16 protein-coding genes are annotated in these 19,145 nt (G+C 47.3%); 12 read left to right on the forward strand and 4 right to left on the reverse strand.

The genetic code is table 11. The features are described from left to right. Nucleotides 1–264 precede the first annotated feature (264 nt). The 5 genes from eat to yfcD all read left to right on the forward strand — a co-directional run bounded on the left by eat (nt 265) and on the right by yfcD (nt 5,175). Entirely contained in the window at nt 265–1,650 is a 1,386-nt protein-coding gene (eat, locus tag CWC46_RS10375) for an ethanolamine permease (RefSeq protein ID WP_021016654.1), read from the forward strand. A 14-nt stretch (nt 1,651–1,664) separates the two neighbouring features. After that, nucleotides 1,665–3,056, forward strand: a complete 1,392-nt coding sequence (locus tag CWC46_RS10380; RefSeq protein WP_021016653.1) for an ethanolamine ammonia-lyase subunit EutB — start codon at nt 1,665–1,667, stop codon at nt 3,054–3,056. Further along, nucleotides 3,053–3,853, forward strand: coding sequence for an ethanolamine ammonia-lyase subunit EutC (gene eutC, locus CWC46_RS10385; protein ID WP_021016652.1), 801 nt, complete (start codon nt 3,053–3,055; stop codon nt 3,851–3,853). The genes CWC46_RS10380 and eutC overlap by 4 nt, the downstream gene beginning before the upstream one ends. 82 nt (nt 3,854–3,935) lie before the next feature. Further along, nucleotides 3,936–4,487 carry a phosphodiesterase gene (gene yfcE / locus CWC46_RS10390; protein WP_021016651.1) on the forward strand — a complete coding sequence of 184 codons (552 nt, stop codon included), beginning with the start codon at nt 3,936–3,938 and terminating at the stop codon, nt 4,485–4,487. 79 nt (nt 4,488–4,566) lie between these two features. Continuing rightward, nucleotides 4,567–5,175 (forward strand): NUDIX hydrolase YfcD, encoded by a 609-nt coding sequence (yfcD, locus tag CWC46_RS10395; protein ID WP_021016650.1) that lies wholly within the window; start codon nt 4,567–4,569, stop codon nt 5,173–5,175. A 320-nt stretch (nt 5,176–5,495) separates the two neighbouring features. Here the strand turns inward: yfcD and pta are convergent, their stop codons facing one another. After that, nucleotides 5,496–7,634: a phosphate acetyltransferase gene (gene pta / locus CWC46_RS10400; protein WP_021016649.1), complete on the reverse strand. Its 2,139-nt coding sequence runs from the start codon at nt 7,632–7,634 to the stop codon at nt 5,496–5,498. A gap of 77 nt (nt 7,635–7,711) precedes the next feature. Then, nucleotides 7,712–8,914 carry an acetate kinase gene (gene ackA, locus CWC46_RS10405; RefSeq protein ID WP_021016648.1) on the reverse strand — a complete coding sequence of 401 codons (1,203 nt, stop codon included), beginning with the start codon at nt 8,912–8,914 and terminating at the stop codon, nt 7,712–7,714. Between the two features lie 417 nt (nt 8,915–9,331). Between ackA and yfbV the strand changes: the two genes are divergently transcribed. From yfbV to CWC46_RS10425, 4 genes are all read left to right on the forward strand, one after another. After that, on the forward strand, nt 9,332–9,787 hold the full coding sequence (gene yfbV, locus CWC46_RS10410) for a terminus macrodomain insulation protein YfbV (protein ID WP_021016647.1): 456 nt from the start codon (nt 9,332–9,334) through the stop codon (nt 9,785–9,787). 154 nt (nt 9,788–9,941) lie between these two features. Then, nucleotides 9,942–10,436 carry a YfbU family protein gene (locus CWC46_RS10415; RefSeq protein WP_021016646.1) on the forward strand — a complete coding sequence of 165 codons (495 nt, stop codon included), beginning with the start codon at nt 9,942–9,944 and terminating at the stop codon, nt 10,434–10,436. Between the two features lie 18 nt (nt 10,437–10,454). After that, nucleotides 10,455–11,111, forward strand: a complete 657-nt coding sequence (locus CWC46_RS10420) for a sugar phosphatase (RefSeq protein WP_021016645.1) — start codon at nt 10,455–10,457, stop codon at nt 11,109–11,111. A 104-nt stretch (nt 11,112–11,215) separates the two neighbouring features. Next, nucleotides 11,216–13,051 carry an SLC13 family permease gene (locus CWC46_RS10425; RefSeq protein WP_021016644.1) on the forward strand — a complete coding sequence of 612 codons (1,836 nt, stop codon included), beginning with the start codon at nt 11,216–11,218 and terminating at the stop codon, nt 13,049–13,051. A 10-nt stretch (nt 13,052–13,061) separates the two neighbouring features. Here CWC46_RS10425 and yfbR read toward each other — a convergent pair whose 3' ends face one another. Further along, nucleotides 13,062–13,661 carry a 5'-deoxynucleotidase gene (gene yfbR, locus CWC46_RS10430; protein ID WP_021016643.1) on the reverse strand — a complete coding sequence of 200 codons (600 nt, stop codon included), beginning with the start codon at nt 13,659–13,661 and terminating at the stop codon, nt 13,062–13,064. Between the two features lie 163 nt (nt 13,662–13,824). Then, a complete protein-coding gene (locus CWC46_RS10435) occupies nt 13,825–15,039 on the reverse strand; it encodes a pyridoxal phosphate-dependent aminotransferase (protein WP_021016642.1) in 1,215 nt (404 codons plus the stop codon). Nucleotides 15,040–16,395: 1,356 nt separating this feature from the next. On the opposite strand from CWC46_RS10435, the gene lrhA reads away from it, so the two are divergent. The 3 genes from lrhA to CWC46_RS10450 all read left to right on the forward strand — a co-directional run bounded on the left by lrhA (nt 16,396) and on the right by CWC46_RS10450 (nt 19,074). Then, nucleotides 16,396–17,325, forward strand: coding sequence for a transcriptional regulator LrhA (lrhA, locus tag CWC46_RS10440; protein ID WP_021016641.1), 930 nt, complete (start codon nt 16,396–16,398; stop codon nt 17,323–17,325). A 612-nt stretch (nt 17,326–17,937) separates the two neighbouring features. Then, the gene (locus CWC46_RS10445) at nt 17,938–18,381 is read left to right on the forward strand and encodes an NADH-quinone oxidoreductase subunit A (RefSeq protein WP_021016640.1); all 444 of its coding nucleotides are present in this window, start codon (nt 17,938–17,940) and stop codon (nt 18,379–18,381) included. Nucleotides 18,382–18,399: 18 nt separating this feature from the next. Continuing rightward, nucleotides 18,400–19,074: a NuoB/complex I 20 kDa subunit family protein gene (locus CWC46_RS10450; RefSeq protein ID WP_021016639.1), complete on the forward strand. Its 675-nt coding sequence runs from the start codon at nt 18,400–18,402 to the stop codon at nt 19,072–19,074. Nucleotides 19,075–19,145: the final 71 nt, after the last annotated feature.

A 19,145-nucleotide genomic window follows, 5' to 3' on the forward strand; every position in this document is an offset into this window, starting at 1 on the left:
ATTAACTACTACCTTGATTCCAACAGCAATGACTATTGTCACATCAGTGGGAGGTATGATTTTTTGATCGAATTCAGGTGCGCATTTATGGAGCAAAAAGTGCTGTGTTCTGGTGCATTTGATTCAGAATGGCGCAGCATGACCGTGGTCGGATGAAGCAGATGATGGCTAACGTATAGCGGTGTTTCGATTTCACACTAATCTGGCAACTGGTACAACCTTTGCACTTCCCTGAACAATGATTGCTTCCAAGGGGAAAAGAGAATGCAACAGCATCCATTAGCGACAGGGTTGAAACGCACATTAGGTAGCTTCCATCTCTGGGGGATTGCCGTCGGCCTGGTGATATCTGGGGAGTATTTTGGCTGGAGTTATGGTTGGTCACAGGCAGGAACGTTAGGTTTTCTGATTACAGCACTGGCCATTGCTGCTATGTACTGCGCATTTATTTTCAGCTTTACCGAGTTAACCACGTCTATTCCTCATGCCGGAGGGCCTTTTGCTTACGCTTATCGGGCCTTCGGTCCTACAGGCGGATTCATCGCCGGGTTCGCAACCTTGATTGAGTTTGTTTTCGCGCCACCAGCGATTGCCATGGCCATCGGTGCTTATCTGAATGTGCAGTTTCCAGCGTTGGAGGCCAAATGGGTAGCCGTCAGTGCTTATCTTGTTTTTATGGGGTTGAATATTCTGGGGGTCGGTATTGCGGCCACATTTGAACTGATAGTGACACTATTGGCGATTTTTGAGCTGTTGGTATTTATGGGGGTGGTCGCCCCTGGATTTGAATGGAGTCATTTTACTCATGGTGGATGGGCTGGAATGGACACCTTCAGCCCGGTGGCCGTTTCGGGTATTTTTGCTGCCATTCCCTTTGCTATCTGGTTTTTCCTGGCGATAGAGGGAGCGGCGATGGCGGCGGAGGAAGCGCACGATCCACAACGTACCATTCCACGCGCGTTTATTGGTGGCATTTTAACGCTGACACTGCTGGCGATCGGGGTAATGTTGTTTGCCGGTGGTGTTGGCGACTGGAAACAGCTGTCGAACATCAATGACCCATTGCCGCAGGCGATGAAGTTGATGGTGGGAAACAGTAGTGGTTGGCTGCATATGTTGGTATGGCTGGGGCTATTCGGGCTGATAGCATCATTCCACGGTATTATTATGGGATATTCCCGTCAGATCTTTGCCTTAGCCCGAGCGGGTTATCTACCTAAAATGCTGGCTAATGTCCATCCGCGTTTTCGTACGCCGAACCGGGCCATTATTGCCGGTGGTATAGTGGGTATTGCTGCCATTTTTTCTGATTCTCTGGTGACGATTGGTGGTCAGCCGTTGACAGCCAACATTGTGACCATGTCAGTATTCGGGGCTATCGTGATGTACATTATTTCCATGTTGTCGCTATTCAAGCTGCGTCGCAGTGAGCCAAACTTGATCCGTCCATTTCATGCACCGCTGTTCCCATTCGTACCCGCCTTCGCACTGGTGATGGCCAGTATCTGCCTGATCGCGCTGGTCTATTATAATGTCTTACTGGCATTGGTGTTTACCGCTATGATGCTGCTTGGCTATGGCTGGTTCCGATTAACCACGCAGGCTCGTGCGATGGCCGTGTTTGATCCGCATTTGACTGTGTTGAAGTGAATGTCAGGGGACATATGTATCAGACGACGTTAGGACATCGCCGTTATATCTTCAGGGATTTGCGGGAATTAATGGCCAAGGCCTCGCCTTTTCGTTCTGGTGATGCATTGGCTGGCATTGCTACACAAAGTGCGGAAGAGCGCATGGCAGCACGCATTGCACTGGCGGATGTTCCTCTGCGCGCATTTTTACAGCAGGTATTGATTCCTTATGAGGAAGACGACGTTACCCGGTTGATTATTGACAGCCACGATAGTGTGGCGTTTGCATTGATCTCTCATCTGACAGTAGGCGAATTTCGCAACTGGTTGCTTAGTGAACAAACTGACAGTGCGCTGCTTGCTAAAACGGCCCCAGGCATCACGCCAGAAATGGCGGCCGCGGTCAGTAAAATCATGCGTAATCAGGATTTAATTCTGGTAGCCAAGAAATGTCGGGTGGTTACCCGTTTTCGTAATACCATCGGCTTGCCGGGACATCTCAGTGTACGGCTACAACCGAATCATCCTACTGATGATCTGAAAGGTATCGCTGCCAGTATGTTGGATGGGCTGTTATATGGCTGTGGTGATGCTGTCGTGGGGATCAATCCCGCCAGTGATAGTTTGCCGCTGTTGGAGAAGCTCAACTACATGCTGGATGACGTGATTAGCCATTTTGGGATTCCCACCCAGTCTTGTGTATTGACCCATGTTACCAACACACTGCGGCTGATTGAACGTGGGGTTCCGGTGGATCTGGTGTTTCAGTCGATAGCCGGAACGCAAGCAACCAATGCCAGCTTTGGCTTTAATCTGGCAATGTTGGAAGAGGCACATCAAGCGGCATTGAGCCTGAATCGTGGCACGCTGGGCAACAACGTGATGTATTTTGAAACGGGTCAGGGGAGTTGCCTGTCTGCCAATGCGCATCATGGCGTTGATCAGCAAACCTGTGAGGCCCGGGCATATGCAGTGGCTCGTCACTATTCACCGCTGCTGGTGAATACCGTGGTAGGGTTTATTGGCCCTGAATACCTTTATGATGGTAAACAGATTATCCGCGCCGGTCTGGAGGATCATTTCTGTGGCAAATTGCTGGGTGTGCCATTGGGCTGCGATGTTTGTTATACCAACCATGCCGAAGCCGATCAGGATGATATGGACACCTTACTGACTCTGCTGGCGACGGCTGGTCTTACTTTCCTTATCGGCGTACCCGGTGCGGACGATATCATGCTCAATTATCAGAGCACGTCTTTTCATGATGCCCTTTATATCCGTGAATTACTGGGACTGAAACATGCCCCGGAATTTGGCGACTGGCTGACACAAATGCAGATTATTGATGCACAAGGACGATTGCAAGATGCGAGTCACCAACATCCATTATTGCAGCATCGACCCTATCTTGAGGGGGAGGTATGAAGCCGGTAGTTCATCCCAATCCATGGCAGGAATTACGTGAATACACCGCCGCGCGTATCGCCTTGGGACGTACCGGTGCCAGTATGCCAACCGATGAACTACTGAAGTTCGGTCTGGCTCATGCGCGAGCGAGGGATGCAGTACATCAGCCTTTTGACAGTGAAATGCTAGCGAATTCACTGCACGAGGAAGGGCTGAAAACATTGACGGTACACAGCGCGGCAGAGCGTCGTGAACAGTATTTGTGCCGCCCGGATCTTGGGCGTCGTTTGTCGTCGGATAGTCGTGAGCTATTACTCGCGGTTGCCGATAAACCGGCCGATCTGTTACTGGTGGTGGGCGATGGTCTGTCTTCCAAGGCGGTTCATCGTCAGGCATTGCCGCTGATTCAGGCTGTGTTGCCCTATGTTGCACAACTGGAATTGACGTTGGCGCCGATTGTATTGGCACATCAGGCCCGGGTGGCGTTAGGTGATGATATTGGTGAGTGTTTGCAGGCGAGAATGGTGGCAATACTGATTGGAGAACGGCCCGGTCTGTCATCGCCGGACAGTTTGAGCATTTATATGACCTGGGATCCAAATACCTGCCGTCTGGAATCGGAGCGAAATTGCATTTCCAATATCCGTCCAGAGGGGTTGAATTACCCTCAGGCGGCCTACAAACTGGCCTGGTTGCTGGAACAAGCTTTCCAACGTCGCTTATCCGGCGTACAACTGAAAGATGAAAGTGATAACCCGGTAATGCAGGGACTTATCCGACCGTTGGCGTCTTTGCCGACAGCAAATGACGCATGAGGATTTTGCAGTCACGACTGACAAATGTTTTGGTAAACTTCTCCTGGTCTGATCTTTTTCCAAGACACTTCGGGAATTAACCATGAAACTGATGTTTGCATCTGATCTGCACGGCTCTCTTACGGCGACAGAAACAGTATTGACGCAATTTGAACGCAGTGGTGCGCAATGGCTGGTTTTGCTTGGCGATTTTCTTAACCATGGCCCGCGTAATCCGCTACCAGAAAACTATCTGCCAGCAGAGGTGGCAGTCAAACTTAATGAGTATGCTCCCCGGATTATTGCGGTGCGAGGAAACTGTGATAGCGAAGTGGATCAGATGTTGCTGCAATTTCCGATGATGGCACCCTGGCAACAGGTACTGCTGCCGCAATGTCGGTTATTTCTCACCCACGGACATCTTTACCACCCCGATCAGCGGCCTCCGTTACAGGCCAACGATGTTCTGGTTTATGGGCATACACATATCCCAGTGGCTGAACGGCATGATGATATTTACTGCTTTAATCCGGGTTCAGTCAGCCTGCCGAAAGGGGGATATCCCGCCAGCTACGGGCTGTTGATGCAGAATAGATTGCAGGTTGTGTCACTGGCTGGGGGAGAAGTTATTGCGCAGGTAGTCATTACACACTAATTTAGTTCTACTCTCATGCTACATCTATTATTCAAACAAATGGGCGCGATAACGCGCCGCTACTAAAAGGTTTCAGAGGATGGCGGAACAAACTCAGATGGCAGGTACCGAGTGGGTGGATATCGTTGATGAAAACAATGAAGTAATCGCTCAGTCAAGCCGCCAGCAGATGCGTGCGCAGTGCCTGAGGCATCGCGCTACCTATATCGTTGTACATGACGGCATGGGGAAAGTCCTGATCCAACGTCGAACCGAAATCAAGGATTTTTACCCCGGCTGGCTGGATGCAACGGCTGGGGGCGTTGTACAAAGTGGTGAAAACATGTTGGAATCAGCTCGTCGAGAAGCAGAGGAAGAGCTTGGTATTGCTGGAGTCCCCTTTGCCGAGCACGGCTTGTTCTACTATGAAAGCGACGACTGCCGTGTATGGGGGGCGTTGTTCAGCTGCGTGACTCATGGTCCGTTTGCGCTGCAAGAAGAGGAAATTGACGAGGTAAGTTGGCTGACACCAGAAGAGATAACGTCGCGCTGTGATGAATTTACGCCGGATTCACTCAAGGCATTATCACTGTGGTTAACTCGTAATAACGCCAACGAGTATGGAAAAATTCTGCCGCGGCCGGCACGTACACTGGTTGATGATCTTCCTGGGCCTGAAGATCGCAGTGCGCTGGAAGAGGAAAAATAGTACCACGTGATATTTTCTCTACATGGGATAGAAGAGGAACCGGCCTTGTCTTATCCCGTTAGGTGGAACACCAATAAAAAACGCCAGCGAAAGCTGGCGTTTCAGACCGTTGACAAACCTACGTATAGCGTCAGAACGGTGATAATGAGAGAGAAGAGTAAAGCATCCGCGCCAGGGATGGCGCGGCTTGAGCTTACAGGGAGGTACTTGCAGCGTCTTTACGATCTTCTCATTATCGCCGCTATATAGACGTTGTCATCAAACTCAAACTCAAACGCCAGCGAAAGCTGGCGTTTTGGCAGATAAAACTGACTAATTGATTAGATCTGAGTCGCCTGAATAGCAGTCAGCGCTACGGTGTACACGATATCGTCTACCAATGCACCACGGGACAGATCGTTAACCGGCTTGCGCATACCCTGTAGCATCGGCCCAATGGAGATCAGGTCTGCTGAACGTTGTACCGCTTTGTAAGTTGTGTTACCGGTGTTCAGGTCAGGGAAGATGAACACCGTAGCTTTACCGGCAACCGGTGAGTTTGGTGCTTTGGATTTTGCAACATCAGCCATGATGGCGGCGTCGTATTGCAGAGGGCCATCAATAATCAAATCCGGACGTTTTTGCTGGGCGATATGGGTGGCTTCGCGTACTTTTTCCACGTCGCTACCCGCACCTGAATCACCAGTGGAATAGGAAATCATCGCAACACGAGGTTCTATTCCAAATGCAGCTGCAGAATCAGCCGACTGAATGGCAATCTCAGCCAACTGTTCAGCTGTCGGATCCGGATTGATGGCACAGTCACCATACACCAGAACCTGTTCCGGCAGCAGCATGAAGAATACAGAGGAGACCAGTGAACTGTTTGGTGCGGTTTTGATTAACTGTAATGGCGGACGGATGGTATTGGCTGTGGTGTGAACCGCACCGGAAACCAGACCGTCAACTTCATTCTGTTCCAGCATCAGAGTACCGAGTACCACGTTGTCTTCCAATTGTTCACGGGCAACGACTTCAGTCATGCCTTTGTTCTTGCGCAGTTCAACCAGACGGGCTACATAGCGCTCACGAACGGCGACAGGATCGACGATCTCAATACCTTTACCCAGTTTCACACCCTGAGCGGCGGCAACACGCTGGATTTCATCTGGATTACCCAACAATATACAGTGTGCGATACCTCGTTCGGCACAGATAGAGGCGGCCTTAACGGTACGGGGCTCAGTACCCTCAGGAAGCACGATACGTTTGCCAGCTTTACGTGCCTGTTCCGTCAATTGGTAACGGAAAGCCGGAGGAGACAAACGACGTGAACGTTCAGAAGCGGCAGACAGAGAGTCTATCCATTGGCTATCAATGTGACGGGCAACGTATTCCTGGACTTTTTCTACACGTTCATGGTCGTCGATCGGCAGTTCCAGGTTGAAGCTTTGCAGACTCAAAGAGGTCTGCCAGGTGTTGGTGTTAACCATAAATACCGGCAGGCCGGTCTGGAAGGCACGTTCACACAGCTTGCTGATGCTCGGATCCATTTCGTAGCCGCCAGTCAGCAACAGTGCTCCGATTTCGATACCGTTCATCGCTGCCAGACAGGCTGACACCAGTACATCGGGACGGTCCGCTGAAGTTACCAGCAATGAGCCGGGACGGAAATGTTCCAGCATATGAGAAATACTGCGGGCGCAAAAGGTGACGGACTTAACGCGGCGAGTCTGAATATCGCCTTCGTTGATGATCTTGGCATTCAGATGCTTCGCCATATCGATCGCACGAGTAGCGATCAGATCGAAACTCCAGGGAATGCAACCTAATACCGGTAGCGGGCTGTTGGCAAACAGCAGTTTGGGATCAATGTTGGCAACGCTGGCCTTGGTTGAATCATCAAAAATTTCAGACAGGTCAGGACGGGTGCGACCTTGTTCATCCACCGGCGCATTCAGTTTATTAATGATGACGCCAGTGATGTTTTTATTCTTACTACCACCAAAACTAGAGCGTGCCAGCTCGATGCGTTCTTTCAATTGGGTTGGTGAATCGTTGCCCAGCGCCAGAACGAACACGATTTCTGCATTCAGGGTTTTGGCGATTTCATAGTTTAGCGCATTGGCAAACTGATGTTTGCGGGTAGGCACCAGACCTTCAACCAGCACAACTTCAGCGTCTTTCGTATTGTCGTGATAGCGGGCAATAATTTCTTCCATCAATGCGTCCTGCTGGTTAGTGCTCAGCAGTGATTCGACGTGGCTTATCTGTAGCGGTTCAGCGGCATTGATGGCGGAAGTTGCACGAATAATAGCGGTGGTCTGGTCCGGTGCATTGTCACCGGCACGGGGTTGGGCGATCGGCTTGAATACGCTCAGTCGAACACCTTTCTGTTCCATTGAACGGATGACACCCAGGCTGACACTGGTCAGACCCACACTGGTGCCAGTAGGAATCAACATAATTGTACGGGACACGACTTAACCTCTTTACGGTTGCTCGTTGTTCAAAAACAACTCCGTCAGCCTGAGCTGACGGAGTTGGGATACTTTATTTATGCGGTCAGACGGAGAGCATCTTGAGCGATAACCAGTTCTTCATTGGTAGGGATTACCAGAGCTGGTCGGCTGCTGTCTTTGGCAATGTTGCCACTGTTACCAAAACGGGCGGCAAGATTACGTTCGTGGTCGATTTCAAAGCCCAAAATACCCAGTTTGTTCAGTGTCAATTCACGGACCATGGCCGCGTTTTCACCAATACCACCGGTGAAGACAACTGCATCAAGCCGGCCTTCCATCAGCGCACTGTATGCCCCGATGTATTTAGCCAGACGATGGCAGTAAACGTTCATGGCGCGTTTGGCATTCTCTTTGGTGGTGTAGTTGTCTTCTACATAACGGCAGTCGCTAGTGACTTCTGTCAGACCCAGCAGACCTGATTCTTTGGTCAGCATTTTATTGATATCAGCAACGCTCATGCCCAGAGAGTCATACAGATGGAAAACCACTGCCGGATCGATATCACCGCTGCGGGTGCCCATAACCAGACCTTCCAATGGAGTCAAACCCATGGAGGTATCTACACACTTGCCGTTGAGGATAGCGGAAACTGAACCACCGTTACCCAGATGGCAGGTAATGACGTTCAATTCATCAACAGGTTTGTTAAGTACTTTAGCCGCTTCTTGCGTAACATAGAAATGGCTGGTGCCGTGAGCGCCATAACGACGAATATGATGTTCTGTATATAATTTGTACGGCAGGGCATACAGATAAGCTTCTTCCGGCATGGTCTGATGGAATGCGGTGTCAAAAACAACAACATTCTTGTCAACCAGTTTCGGGAAGGATTTCAACGCTTCGTCGATACCAATCAGATGCGCCGGATTATGAAGGGGTGCAAATGGGATGGCATCTTTGATACCCTGCAAAACATCAGCATTGATAATAGCAGAATGAGTGAATTTCTCACCGCCATGCACGATACGGTGACCAATCGCAACCAGTTGAGCAGAAAGCTCCGGTTTCTGGCCGAGAATGGTGTTAACGATGAAGCTCAGTGCTTCACTATGGGCAGCTCCTGCACCCAGCGCCGCTTCTTGTTTGCCACCATCCATTTTCCATTTGATTCGTGCTTCAGGAAGGTGGAAACATTCGGCTAGGCCAGACAGGTACTCGTCCCCGTTAACTGCATCAATGATGGCGAACTTCAGGGATGAACTACCACAGTTAAGAACCAGTACTAACTTACTCGACATGGAAGTACCTACTTGTTATACATGGTTAAAAAATGTCATACAGCACTCAGCATAGCGTACAAGGCGATTGACATTTATGATTAACATCATGGCTTGGTAGAATTTACCAGTCATGACATGAAAAGTGCCGTTGCTTAGGTATCTTCTGACGCACGGAACGCCGATGAATGGCTGGCATCAACACTCTAAAACCTTCGATTGTTGAATGAGAACTGACTACTGCATATTTAGTATGGAGTAAAGAACGTGCCTTTACTCGGCATATAGTCATACTACGTTAGTATATCAGGGCCAATTAAGGCCGAATTAGAATACCGATAGCGAACATCAAACACAAAATATATTTTAAGGTTGTCAATTGAAGTTGGTTGTTTGTACAAAAATTTTATTTTTTATATGTGAAGTTGAGGTTTGACAATGACGACAAAACCCACCGGCAAAATTGGCTGGTTACAGTTATTCCAGCGAGGCCAGCACTACATGAAAACCTGGCCGGCAGATAAGCGCCTGGGCCCTCTGTTCCCGGAAAATCGCGTCGTTCGCGTCACTCGTCATGGTATTCGTTTTATGCCGCCACTGGCGGTATTTACGCTGACATGGCAAATCGCTCTTGGTGGCCAGATAGGACCATCTGTTGCCACAGCGCTGTTTGCCTTGAGTCTACCCCTACAAGGGTTATGGTGGTTGGGACGCCGTTCTATTACACCGCTCCCACCTTCTTTATTGCATTGGTTTCATGAAATTCGTAGTAAATTATTGGAATCAGGCATATCGCTGGCTCCGCTAGAGGATAAACCTACCTATCAAATGCTGGCCGATGTGCTGAAAAGAGCCTTTAAACAGCTGGATAAAACGTTTTTTGACGACCTTTGATCTGGACTGGGTTTTTGCTTTGGATATTGGAATATTTTTCCATCCAATTCTGTTTTAAATCAATAAACCGGATGCTATTGCTACCGTGGCAACATCCAGTATGCGATTCTGCCGTCAATGTAATTTAGGCCGGAATGTGATTCAGGAGAGCACCATGGAAATGACAAATGCCCAGAGATTAATCCTTTCAAATCAATATAAAATGATGACGATGTTGGATCCGGATAACGCTGAGCGGTATCGTCGATTACAAACGATCATTGAACGTGGTTATGGTTTGCAGATGCGGGAATTGGATCGTGAATTTGGCGATCTAAGCGAAGAGGTTTGCCGCACGATTATTAATGTTATGGAAATGCACCATGCTTTGCAGGTGTCCTGGGCGAACCTGAAAGAAAAATCGGATCTGGATGAGCGTCGTCTGGCCTTCCTCGGTTTTGATGCGGCTACAGAAGCCCGTTATCTGGGATTCGTGCGTTTTATGGTGCATGTGGAAGGGCGCTACCCGCATTTCGACTCAGGAACACATGGATTTAACTCGCAGACCAAAATGTGGGATAAATACAACCGTATGCTGGCAGTGTGGCAATCCTGTCCTCGTCAATATCATTTGAGCGCAGTGGAAATCGCTCAGATTATCAATGCCTGAACATTAAAGGGGATGTCTGTGGAGTGTAAAGGTTTTCTGTTTGATCTGGATGGTACGTTGGTTGATTCATTACCCGCAGTGGAACGCGCCTGGAGTAATTGGGCAAAGGATCATGACATAGAACCACAAGAAGTTCTTGATTTTATCCACGGTAAACAGGCAATTACATCATTGCGTCATTTTCTTGCCGGGAAAAGTGAGGCGGAAATTCAGTATGAGTTTGTCGCGCTGGAAAAAGTGGAGGCGGCGGATACCAACGGGGTGACAGCGATGCCGGGCGCCATGGCATTGCTGGAACGACTGGATGCACTGAATATTCCCTGGGCGATTGTCACTTCAGGCACGATACCGATTGCCCATGCCCGTCACCGTGCGGCAGGGTTACCACAGCCAGCGGTTTTTATTACTGCCGAACAGGTGGCAAAGGGTAAACCAAACCCTGATGCCTATCTGCTGGGTGCGGAGAAACTGGGATTCCTGCCTGCTGACTGTGTCGTGGTAGAAGATGCGCCAGCTGGTGTACTGTCTGGTCTGTCTGCCGGATGTCAAGTGGTTGCTGTCAACACCCCGGCCGATACACCTAAGCTGGAACAGGTCAGTCTGATATTACATTCTCTGTCATCACTGCGTGTTGAGCCCACAGTCGACGGTGTGAGTGTTATCACATTTCCCTGAGTACAGAAAAGTGTAATGAAATATGATCAAAACCCTGCTTTGACAGGGTTTTTTTATGCCATGCTGAACCTATTCCATAAAAATTGTCCGCGTCAAGGTGGAGTATGCTGAATAGCGAACTTCTCTGGGTCTTATCCCTTTTGTTTATCACCATTGTGCTTTTTGCCACCAACAAGCTACGTATGGATGTGGTGGCGTTATTGGTGATTATTACTTTTGTGCTGAGTGGCACGTTAACGTTGCAGGATGCATTAGTTGGTTTCAGCGATCCGAATGTGATTCTCATTGCTGCCTTGTTTGTCGTCGGTGAAGGACTGGTCCGTACCGGGATAGCCTACCAGGTCGGAGATTGGCTGATGCATGTTGCCGGCCACAGTGAAATACGCATGCTGGTTTTACTGATGTTTACCGTTACCTGCCTGGGCGCGGTAATGAGTTCCACAGGCGTCGTGGCGATTTTTATCCCCGTGGTTTTAAACGTTTCGACGCGGATGAAAATCGCACCAGCACGGTTGATGATGCCGCTGAGTTTTGCCGGTCTGATCAGCGGTATGATGACGTTGGTGGCAACACCGCCGAACATGGTCGTCAGCAGTGAACTGATGCGTAATGGTATGGAAGGATTTCGTTTTTTCAGTGTCACGCCAATTGGTGTTGTCGTGTTGCTGATGGGGATTGTTTACATGTCCGTTGCCCGGTATTGGCTGGGTAATACTGAAAGTGATACCCATAAAAAAATATGGAAAAGAAAAACCTTCCGGGATTTGATCCGTGATTACAAACTGACGGGCAGAGCCCGACGTTTAGCGATTAGGCCCGGTTCATCGTTTATTGGTCAGCGTCTGGATGACCTACGATTACGCCAGCGTTATGGGGCGAATGTGGTAGGAATCGAACGTTGGTGGAAATTCAGACGAGTAATGGTCAGTGTGGCTGGCAACACGGAACTGAACCTTAATGATGTTTTACTGATTGATATGTCGGCTTCTGACATGGATTTACGGGAATTTTGTACCTCTCAGCGCCTCGAACCGATGGTGTTGCGTGGGGAATATTTCTCTGCACAGGCGCGTGATGTCGGGATGGCCGAAGTATCACTTCTTCCTGATTCAGAACTGGTGGGTAAAACCTTGCATGAAGTGGCATTCCGCAGCCGTTATGGTTTGACCGTAGTCGGGATCCGTCGTAATGGGGAGGTCATGGAAGGCGCGCTGGCAGATGAACCCTTAAAATTGGGGGATATCCTGCTGGTGATCGGTGACTGGAAAAATATCCGTCAATTACATCAGCAAAAGTACGATTTTATCGTGCTTAATCTTCCTGCCGAAGTCGATGAAGTGGCCCCAGCGGCCAGCCAGGCACCGCACGCGTTATTCTGTCTGGCATTGATGATTGCCATGATGCTGACTGATGAAATCCCGAATGCAGTGGCAGCATTAATTGCCTGTTTATTGATGGGGCAGTTTCGTTGTATTGACATGGAAAGTGCTTACCGAGCGGTGCACTGGCCGAGCTTGATTCTTATCGTCGGCATGATGCCATTCGCGCTGGCATTACAGCAAACCGGTGGTGTGGCATTGATTGTCCAGGGATTGATGGACGTCGCGGGGGATTCCGGGCCGCAAGTGATGCTGGCATGCCTGTTTCTTCTGTGTTCCGTGACGGGGTTGTTTATTTCCAATACCGCAACAGCCGTATTAATGGCACCGATAGCGATAGCCGCCGCTGGGCAAATGCATGTTTCTCCTTATCCCTTTGCCATGATTATTGCGATTGCGGCCTCAGCAGCTTTCATGACACCGGTATCATCGCCAGTGAATACGCTGGTATTGGCGCCTGGTGGTTATCGATTCGGGGATTTTGTGCGCATCGGCGTTCCTTTCACGCTGTTAGTGATGATTGTCAGCGTGATAATGGTGCCCTGGATCTATCCTTTTTAGCTGACGTCGCCTAGAGCGGTGAGTCCTGACTGATTTCATCCAGCGACAAACTGAAACTGGGAATGAATATCGTCACAAAATAATCCATCTCGGGACTTTGACGCTGTTGAAGCGTCTTTTCCAGACGCGCTTTCGCCATCAGGAATTCATTATTTCCAGCAGAAAGCTCTTCCAGACATTTCAGGTAAGCGCACAACGTATCCGCCTGCTTGACGATAGCGTGCTCATCTTCACTGGTAAATTTATCATCCAGCAACATGCTGTAATCTTGCTGTAGTTCTGCGGGCAGCATTTCGATTAACTTTTGCTGGGCGATTTTCTCTATTTTTTTATATTCGTGGGCAATCTGTGCGTTGTAATACTTGATCGGCGTAGGCATGTCGCCAGTGAGAACTTCACTGGCATCATGATACATCGCCAGCAAGGCAATCCTTTCTGCATTGAGATTACCATTGAATTTACGGTTTTTGATGACGGCCAGTGCGTGGGCGACAAACGCTACTTGCAGACTATGTTCTGAAACGTTTTCCATCCGTACATTACGCATCAAAGGCCAGCGGACAATCAGTTTCAGGCGGGATAAGTGAGCGAAAAAGTGACTCTGAACCATAAACAATCTCTCAGATAACAACAGGGAGGACTTCTATTGTGAGCGTCTGATGGTGAATAAGCAAATCAGTCACTGAACGGCCGAAGTGTCATAAAAGCAAGCTGGGGTCAGGTCCGAGCTTGCTTTAAGGCATTAGATATTTTCTGGCTTATTGGCTAAAAAATTACTGATGGTAGCCTTCCAGGAAGCGCCCCAGTTTATGTATCGCCATATCCAGTTCATCAATTCGTGGCAATGTGACAATGCGAACATGATCCGGTTCCGGCCAATTGAAGGCCGAGCCTTGCACCAACAACACTTTTTCTTGCAGGAGTAAATCGAGAACCAGCTTTTGATCGTCGTGGATGTTAAAGCGTTTGGCATCAATGCGCGGGAACATGTACAAAGCGCCATCGGGTTTTACGCAAGAGACGCCAGGAATCTGGTTGATAAGTTCCCAGGCTCGGTTGCGTTGCTCATATAGTCTCCCTCCGGGATGAATAAATTCGCTGATACTTTGGTAGCCACCCAGCGCTGTCTGAATGGCATGTTGCATTGGCACATTGGCACACAAGCGCATCGAGGCCAGCATTTCCAATCCTTCAATATATCCCTGGGCGTGTTTTTTCGGGCCATTAAGCACCATCCATCCCTGGCGGAATCCTGCAACACGATAGGTTTTGGATAAACCATTGAAGGTAACCGTCAATAAATCCGGCGCCAGTGTGGCGATCGAGTGATGTTGAGCATCATCGTAGAGGATCTTGTCGTAAATCTCGTCCGCAAAAATAATCAGATTATACTGGCGGGCGATGTCCACTATTTCCAGCAGTAGCGCTTTGCTATATACGGCTCCTGTCGGATTATTGGGATTAATAATAACTATGCCACGGGTATGGGGGGTGATCTTGTTGCGGATATCATCCAGGTCAGGGAACCATCCTGCTGCTTCATCGCATCTATAGTGAACCGCATTGCCACTCGATAACGAAACTGCTGCCGTCCACAGTGGATAGTCTGGTGCGGGCACCAGCATTTCATCACCCGTATTTAATAATGCTTGCATTGATTGAACAATTAACTCAGACACGCCATTGCCGATGTAGACATCTTCAACGGTCATATCACGCATATCACGAGCTTGGTAATGTTGCACAATCGCTTTGCGTGCCGAATAGAGCCCCTTTGAGTCACAGTAGCCTTGGGCTGTCGGTAAATTACGGATAACATCAACCAAAATTTCATCAGGCGCATCAAAGCCAAAGGGAGCCGGGTTTCCGATATTGAGCTTAAGTACCTTGTTTCCTTCTTCTTCCAATCGTTTTGCTTCTTTCAGTACCGGACCACGAATGTCATAACAAACATTTTCCAGCTTTTGGGATTTTTCTATCGGGGACATATACCAAGCCTTTTGCAGAGAACGCCTATTTTTCAGGTGGAGTAGCATAAGCGGCTTAATGTACTCCTCCTGTAGATACTTTTGAAGAATGATTCTTGGTTATGGCCGACATAGACAAAGTAATTATCTGTGTGGTTAAAAGTACCGCCATGGATACTAAATTAGGTTTTTATCACTATAAAAAGTCTTTTGTATTCATCATTAATGATAAATCTATGCATTAAAATAGAGATTTATTCGATGCTGAATTTGAGGGCTGTACCACGTTTCGGTTATGTGAATAATCTATGCTAATCACTCAAAAACGAATATTTCAAAAGTAAAACAATGCCACTATAAGCTAGAAAAGAGACTGTAACCGGTATCAGTAAATAGAAAATTGAACTTTTATAGTTTTTGTGCTCATTTATTTCTGTTGAAAGCAGCCATGTGGATGAAATGTTTTTTTTTAGTGAAAAGTTCATATGACTAATGCTAAACGTATAAATTTTTTATGGACCAGGTAATAGAAAAGGGTCTTTTCTCCAATAGTGAAGACAAATCAGCCGACGAATAATAGCAGCTGCTAAAATTTTATTTCCCTCGAAACTATTTCATACGGGCTAAATTTGGATGAATGCAGAGTATTGAGTGAAATTTATGGAAATGAAAAACCTATGCCTGTCTGTTAGTTTGATGATGAAATCGGATATCGGTTCGCATTAAAAAAACTGTTTTAGAACGTCTGACTGATCTGCATTCAGTTGGTGTTTATTAATGTATTACGTTGAAATATTGGTGGAAATATCTGATTTTGCTGAAAAAAAAGATATTTCGTAACTGAGTGTCATTAATCTGTCCAATTGATTTTGTCAGAGATTTTATGGGCTAATATGAAATGAAGTTTCAATTCATGCAATGATTGGCTCGTGCATTAATCATGAAAAATGCCATCTCTTTCCTTTGTTTCTAAGCGATTATCGATTTCGGGATGCACAAAATATGTGTAAAAAGGTAAAAATAAGAAATGCTTGTATATTAATAAGGTAGGAAAACAGTAAACGAATGCGCAGTCAAAATCTTATATCATGACCCTTCACTTTTTTATGACAGAAGTGTGGTCTGGCATTCTGAAGGCTTTTATTTTATGATCTAAAACAAATAAAAAAGGTTCTTTTTACAGGATTAATAGCATAATAAGATAATCAATAAGGAGGTCGAGAGTAAAAAGACGATTATGGTAACGAAGTATAAGTATTTTTTTGCCCTGATCGTTCGTCTGCGATATTGTCTTTCATTGTGTCGGACCTTACCGATGCAACGTATCAACACCAGGTATGTTTTGTTAAAAATTAAAATAGATAAGTGAAGAACCGTATGACAAATGCAAATCGCCCAGTACTTAATCTGGATCTAGATCTGTTGAGAACGTTTGTCGCTGTTGCAGATTTGAATACCTTTGCGGCAGCTGCCGTTGCGGTGTGCAGAACGCAATCGGCGGTCAGTCAACAAATGCAACGACTAGAGCAACTCATTGGCAAAGAACTCTTTGCTCGCCATGGGAGAAATAAACTACTTACAGAACATGGTATCCAGTTTTTGAATTACGCCAGAAAAATTCTGCAGTTTAACGATGAAGCCTGTGCATCTCTTATGTACAGCGATATTCAGGGCGTGCTGACTATCGGGGCCTCGGATGATACAGCGGATACTATTCTGCCTTTTATTTTGCAGCGTGTGACAACCGTGTTTCCCAAATTATCTGTTGAGGTAAGCATTAAACGCGGCACGGAAATGATGGATATGTTACAGGAAGGAAAAATTGACCTGATCATAACTACGGTCAACAATACTGATTTGCCACATGTCCTGTTAAGAACTTCACCAACTTTATGGTATTGCGCTGCTGATTATCAGTTTCAGCCAGGTGAGACGGTGTCGTTGGTGTTACTTGATGAGCCGAGCCCATTCCGTTCACTGGCATTAGAGCAACTTACGGCAGCGGGCATTCCTTGGAAAATATCCTATGTTGCCTCTACGTTATCTGCTGTCCGTGCTGCGGTAAAAGCAGGTTTGGGCATCACTGTTCGTTCGGTCGAAATGATGAGCCCGGAATTGCGAGTACTTGGTGAAGAAGAAGGATTGCCAAGATTGCCTGATACTCGCTATTACCTATGTAAAAATCCACAGCATGAAAACGAGTTGAGTACCGCGCTTTTTAATGCTATTGAGTCTGGTGCACGTTCTCATCTTCTTCCTGTCGGGATGTTACCGAATAATGATGTACGGGAACCACCTTTAGAGTAACGGTTGAAGGCGTGGCCTGATAGAGAAGGTCGTGTTACCCCGATATGGAAAACATCGTTAATACGGATGGTGTGGTTTACTCTGTCACCATCCGTCTTTTATCTGGCGATCTCAGTTTTCCGTTTTTAATGAAACAAAGGTTCTCTTTTTTTAAATCTTTGTTACTAAAGAGTAAGTGTTAACATTAGTGTACTCATTTTGGTTTTTTTAATAACATAAAGAAGGAAAATGTGTTCTGGATCAAAAAATAACCCTATTAACCCTACGGGGGGGAACGGTATTCGCTGCGAAAATGATATAGTGTTCATGCAAATAGACGTTTTTTGTCTTTAAAATTTGTTAACATGTGGTATCACTGACTCGATTTAGCTTAATAGCAGCACACAAAATGTTAACGAAAACCGCGTGCATGTGAAGTAATGTACTGTTAGTTTTAAAGAGGTTGAGAAAAGGTTACAAAACAAGGAATCAAACCATATTTTTATACCCACTTAACCCCATAAGTTGTGGTTCTTGATGTGGTGAAAAATCCTCCCTTTTAATCGATGTGGCGCATTAACTGCCGACAAAAGAGCAGGTGTACAGGCCACTTTTGATGAGTAAGCAAAGAGTATGTCAACAACTACTGAAGTTCTCGCCCACCATTGGGCTTTTGCACTATTCCTTATCGTTGCCGTAGGTCTCTGCGGTTTAATGCTGACCGGTGGGTTCTTGCTGGGTGGCCGTGCCAGAGGAAGATCTAAAAACGTTCCTTATGAGTCCGGGATCGATTCTGTAGGTTCAGCTCGTTTGCGTCTGTCCGCCAAATTCTATCTGGTCGCCATGTTTTTCGTCATTTTTGATGTTGAAGCCTTGTACCTTTATGCCTGGGCCGTTTCTATCAGAGAAAGTGGCTGGGTGGGTTTTATCGAGGCCACTATCTTCATTTTGGTGCTGTTGGCTGGTTTGGTCTATCTGGTGCGTATCGGCGCGTTGGACTGGACACCTGTGCGTTCCAAAAGACAGGTTATTAAATCAGACATTATGATCAACACCACCAACAATCATCAGCAGTAATAGCGAGGCATTAATAAAATGGACTATACGCTCACCCGCATAGACCCGGACGGTGAGAACGACCGTTATCCCCTTCAGAAGCAGGAAAGCGCTAGCGATCCTCTTGAACAGCATGTTCACCGCAGCGTATTCATGGGTAATCTGGAGCATGCTTTACATGATATGGTGAACTGGGGGAGAGGTAATTCCCTGTGGCCTTTTAACTTTGGCCTTTCCTGCTGTTATGTCGAAATGGTTACTTCGTTTACTGCGGTACATGACGTAGCTCGTTTTGGTTCCGAAGTATTACGTGCCTCGCCACGTCAAGCCGACTTCATGGTGGTCGCCGGTACGCCGTTCTTGAAAATGGCGCCTGTTATCCAGCGCTTATATGATCAGATGCTGGAGCCAAAGTGGGTGATTTCCATGGGAGCTTGTGCTAATTCCGGCGGGATGTATGACATTTATTCTGTTGTACAGGGTGTGGATAAATTTTTGCCGGTAGATGTTTACATTCCCGGCTGTCCGCCTCGTCCCGAAGCTTACATGCAGGCACTCCTGTTGCTTAAGGAATCGATTGGGAAAGAACGCCGCCCTCTGTCATGGGTGGTTGGCGATCAGGGTGTTTACCGTGCCAATATGCAGTCCGAACGGGAACGTAAACGTGGAGAGCGTATTGCAGTAACCAATTTGCGCTCTCCCGATGAGATTTGACCTGTGAATGATAAGCCAGTAGTGGTTGCGTAATATTATGATAATAGTGTGTAGCCATTATCAGTCACAGA

It is taken from the genome of Prodigiosinella confusarubida (genome assembly GCF_002847015.1).
GTDB classification, from domain to species: Bacteria; Pseudomonadota; Gammaproteobacteria; order Enterobacterales; family Enterobacteriaceae; genus Prodigiosinella; species Prodigiosinella aquatilis.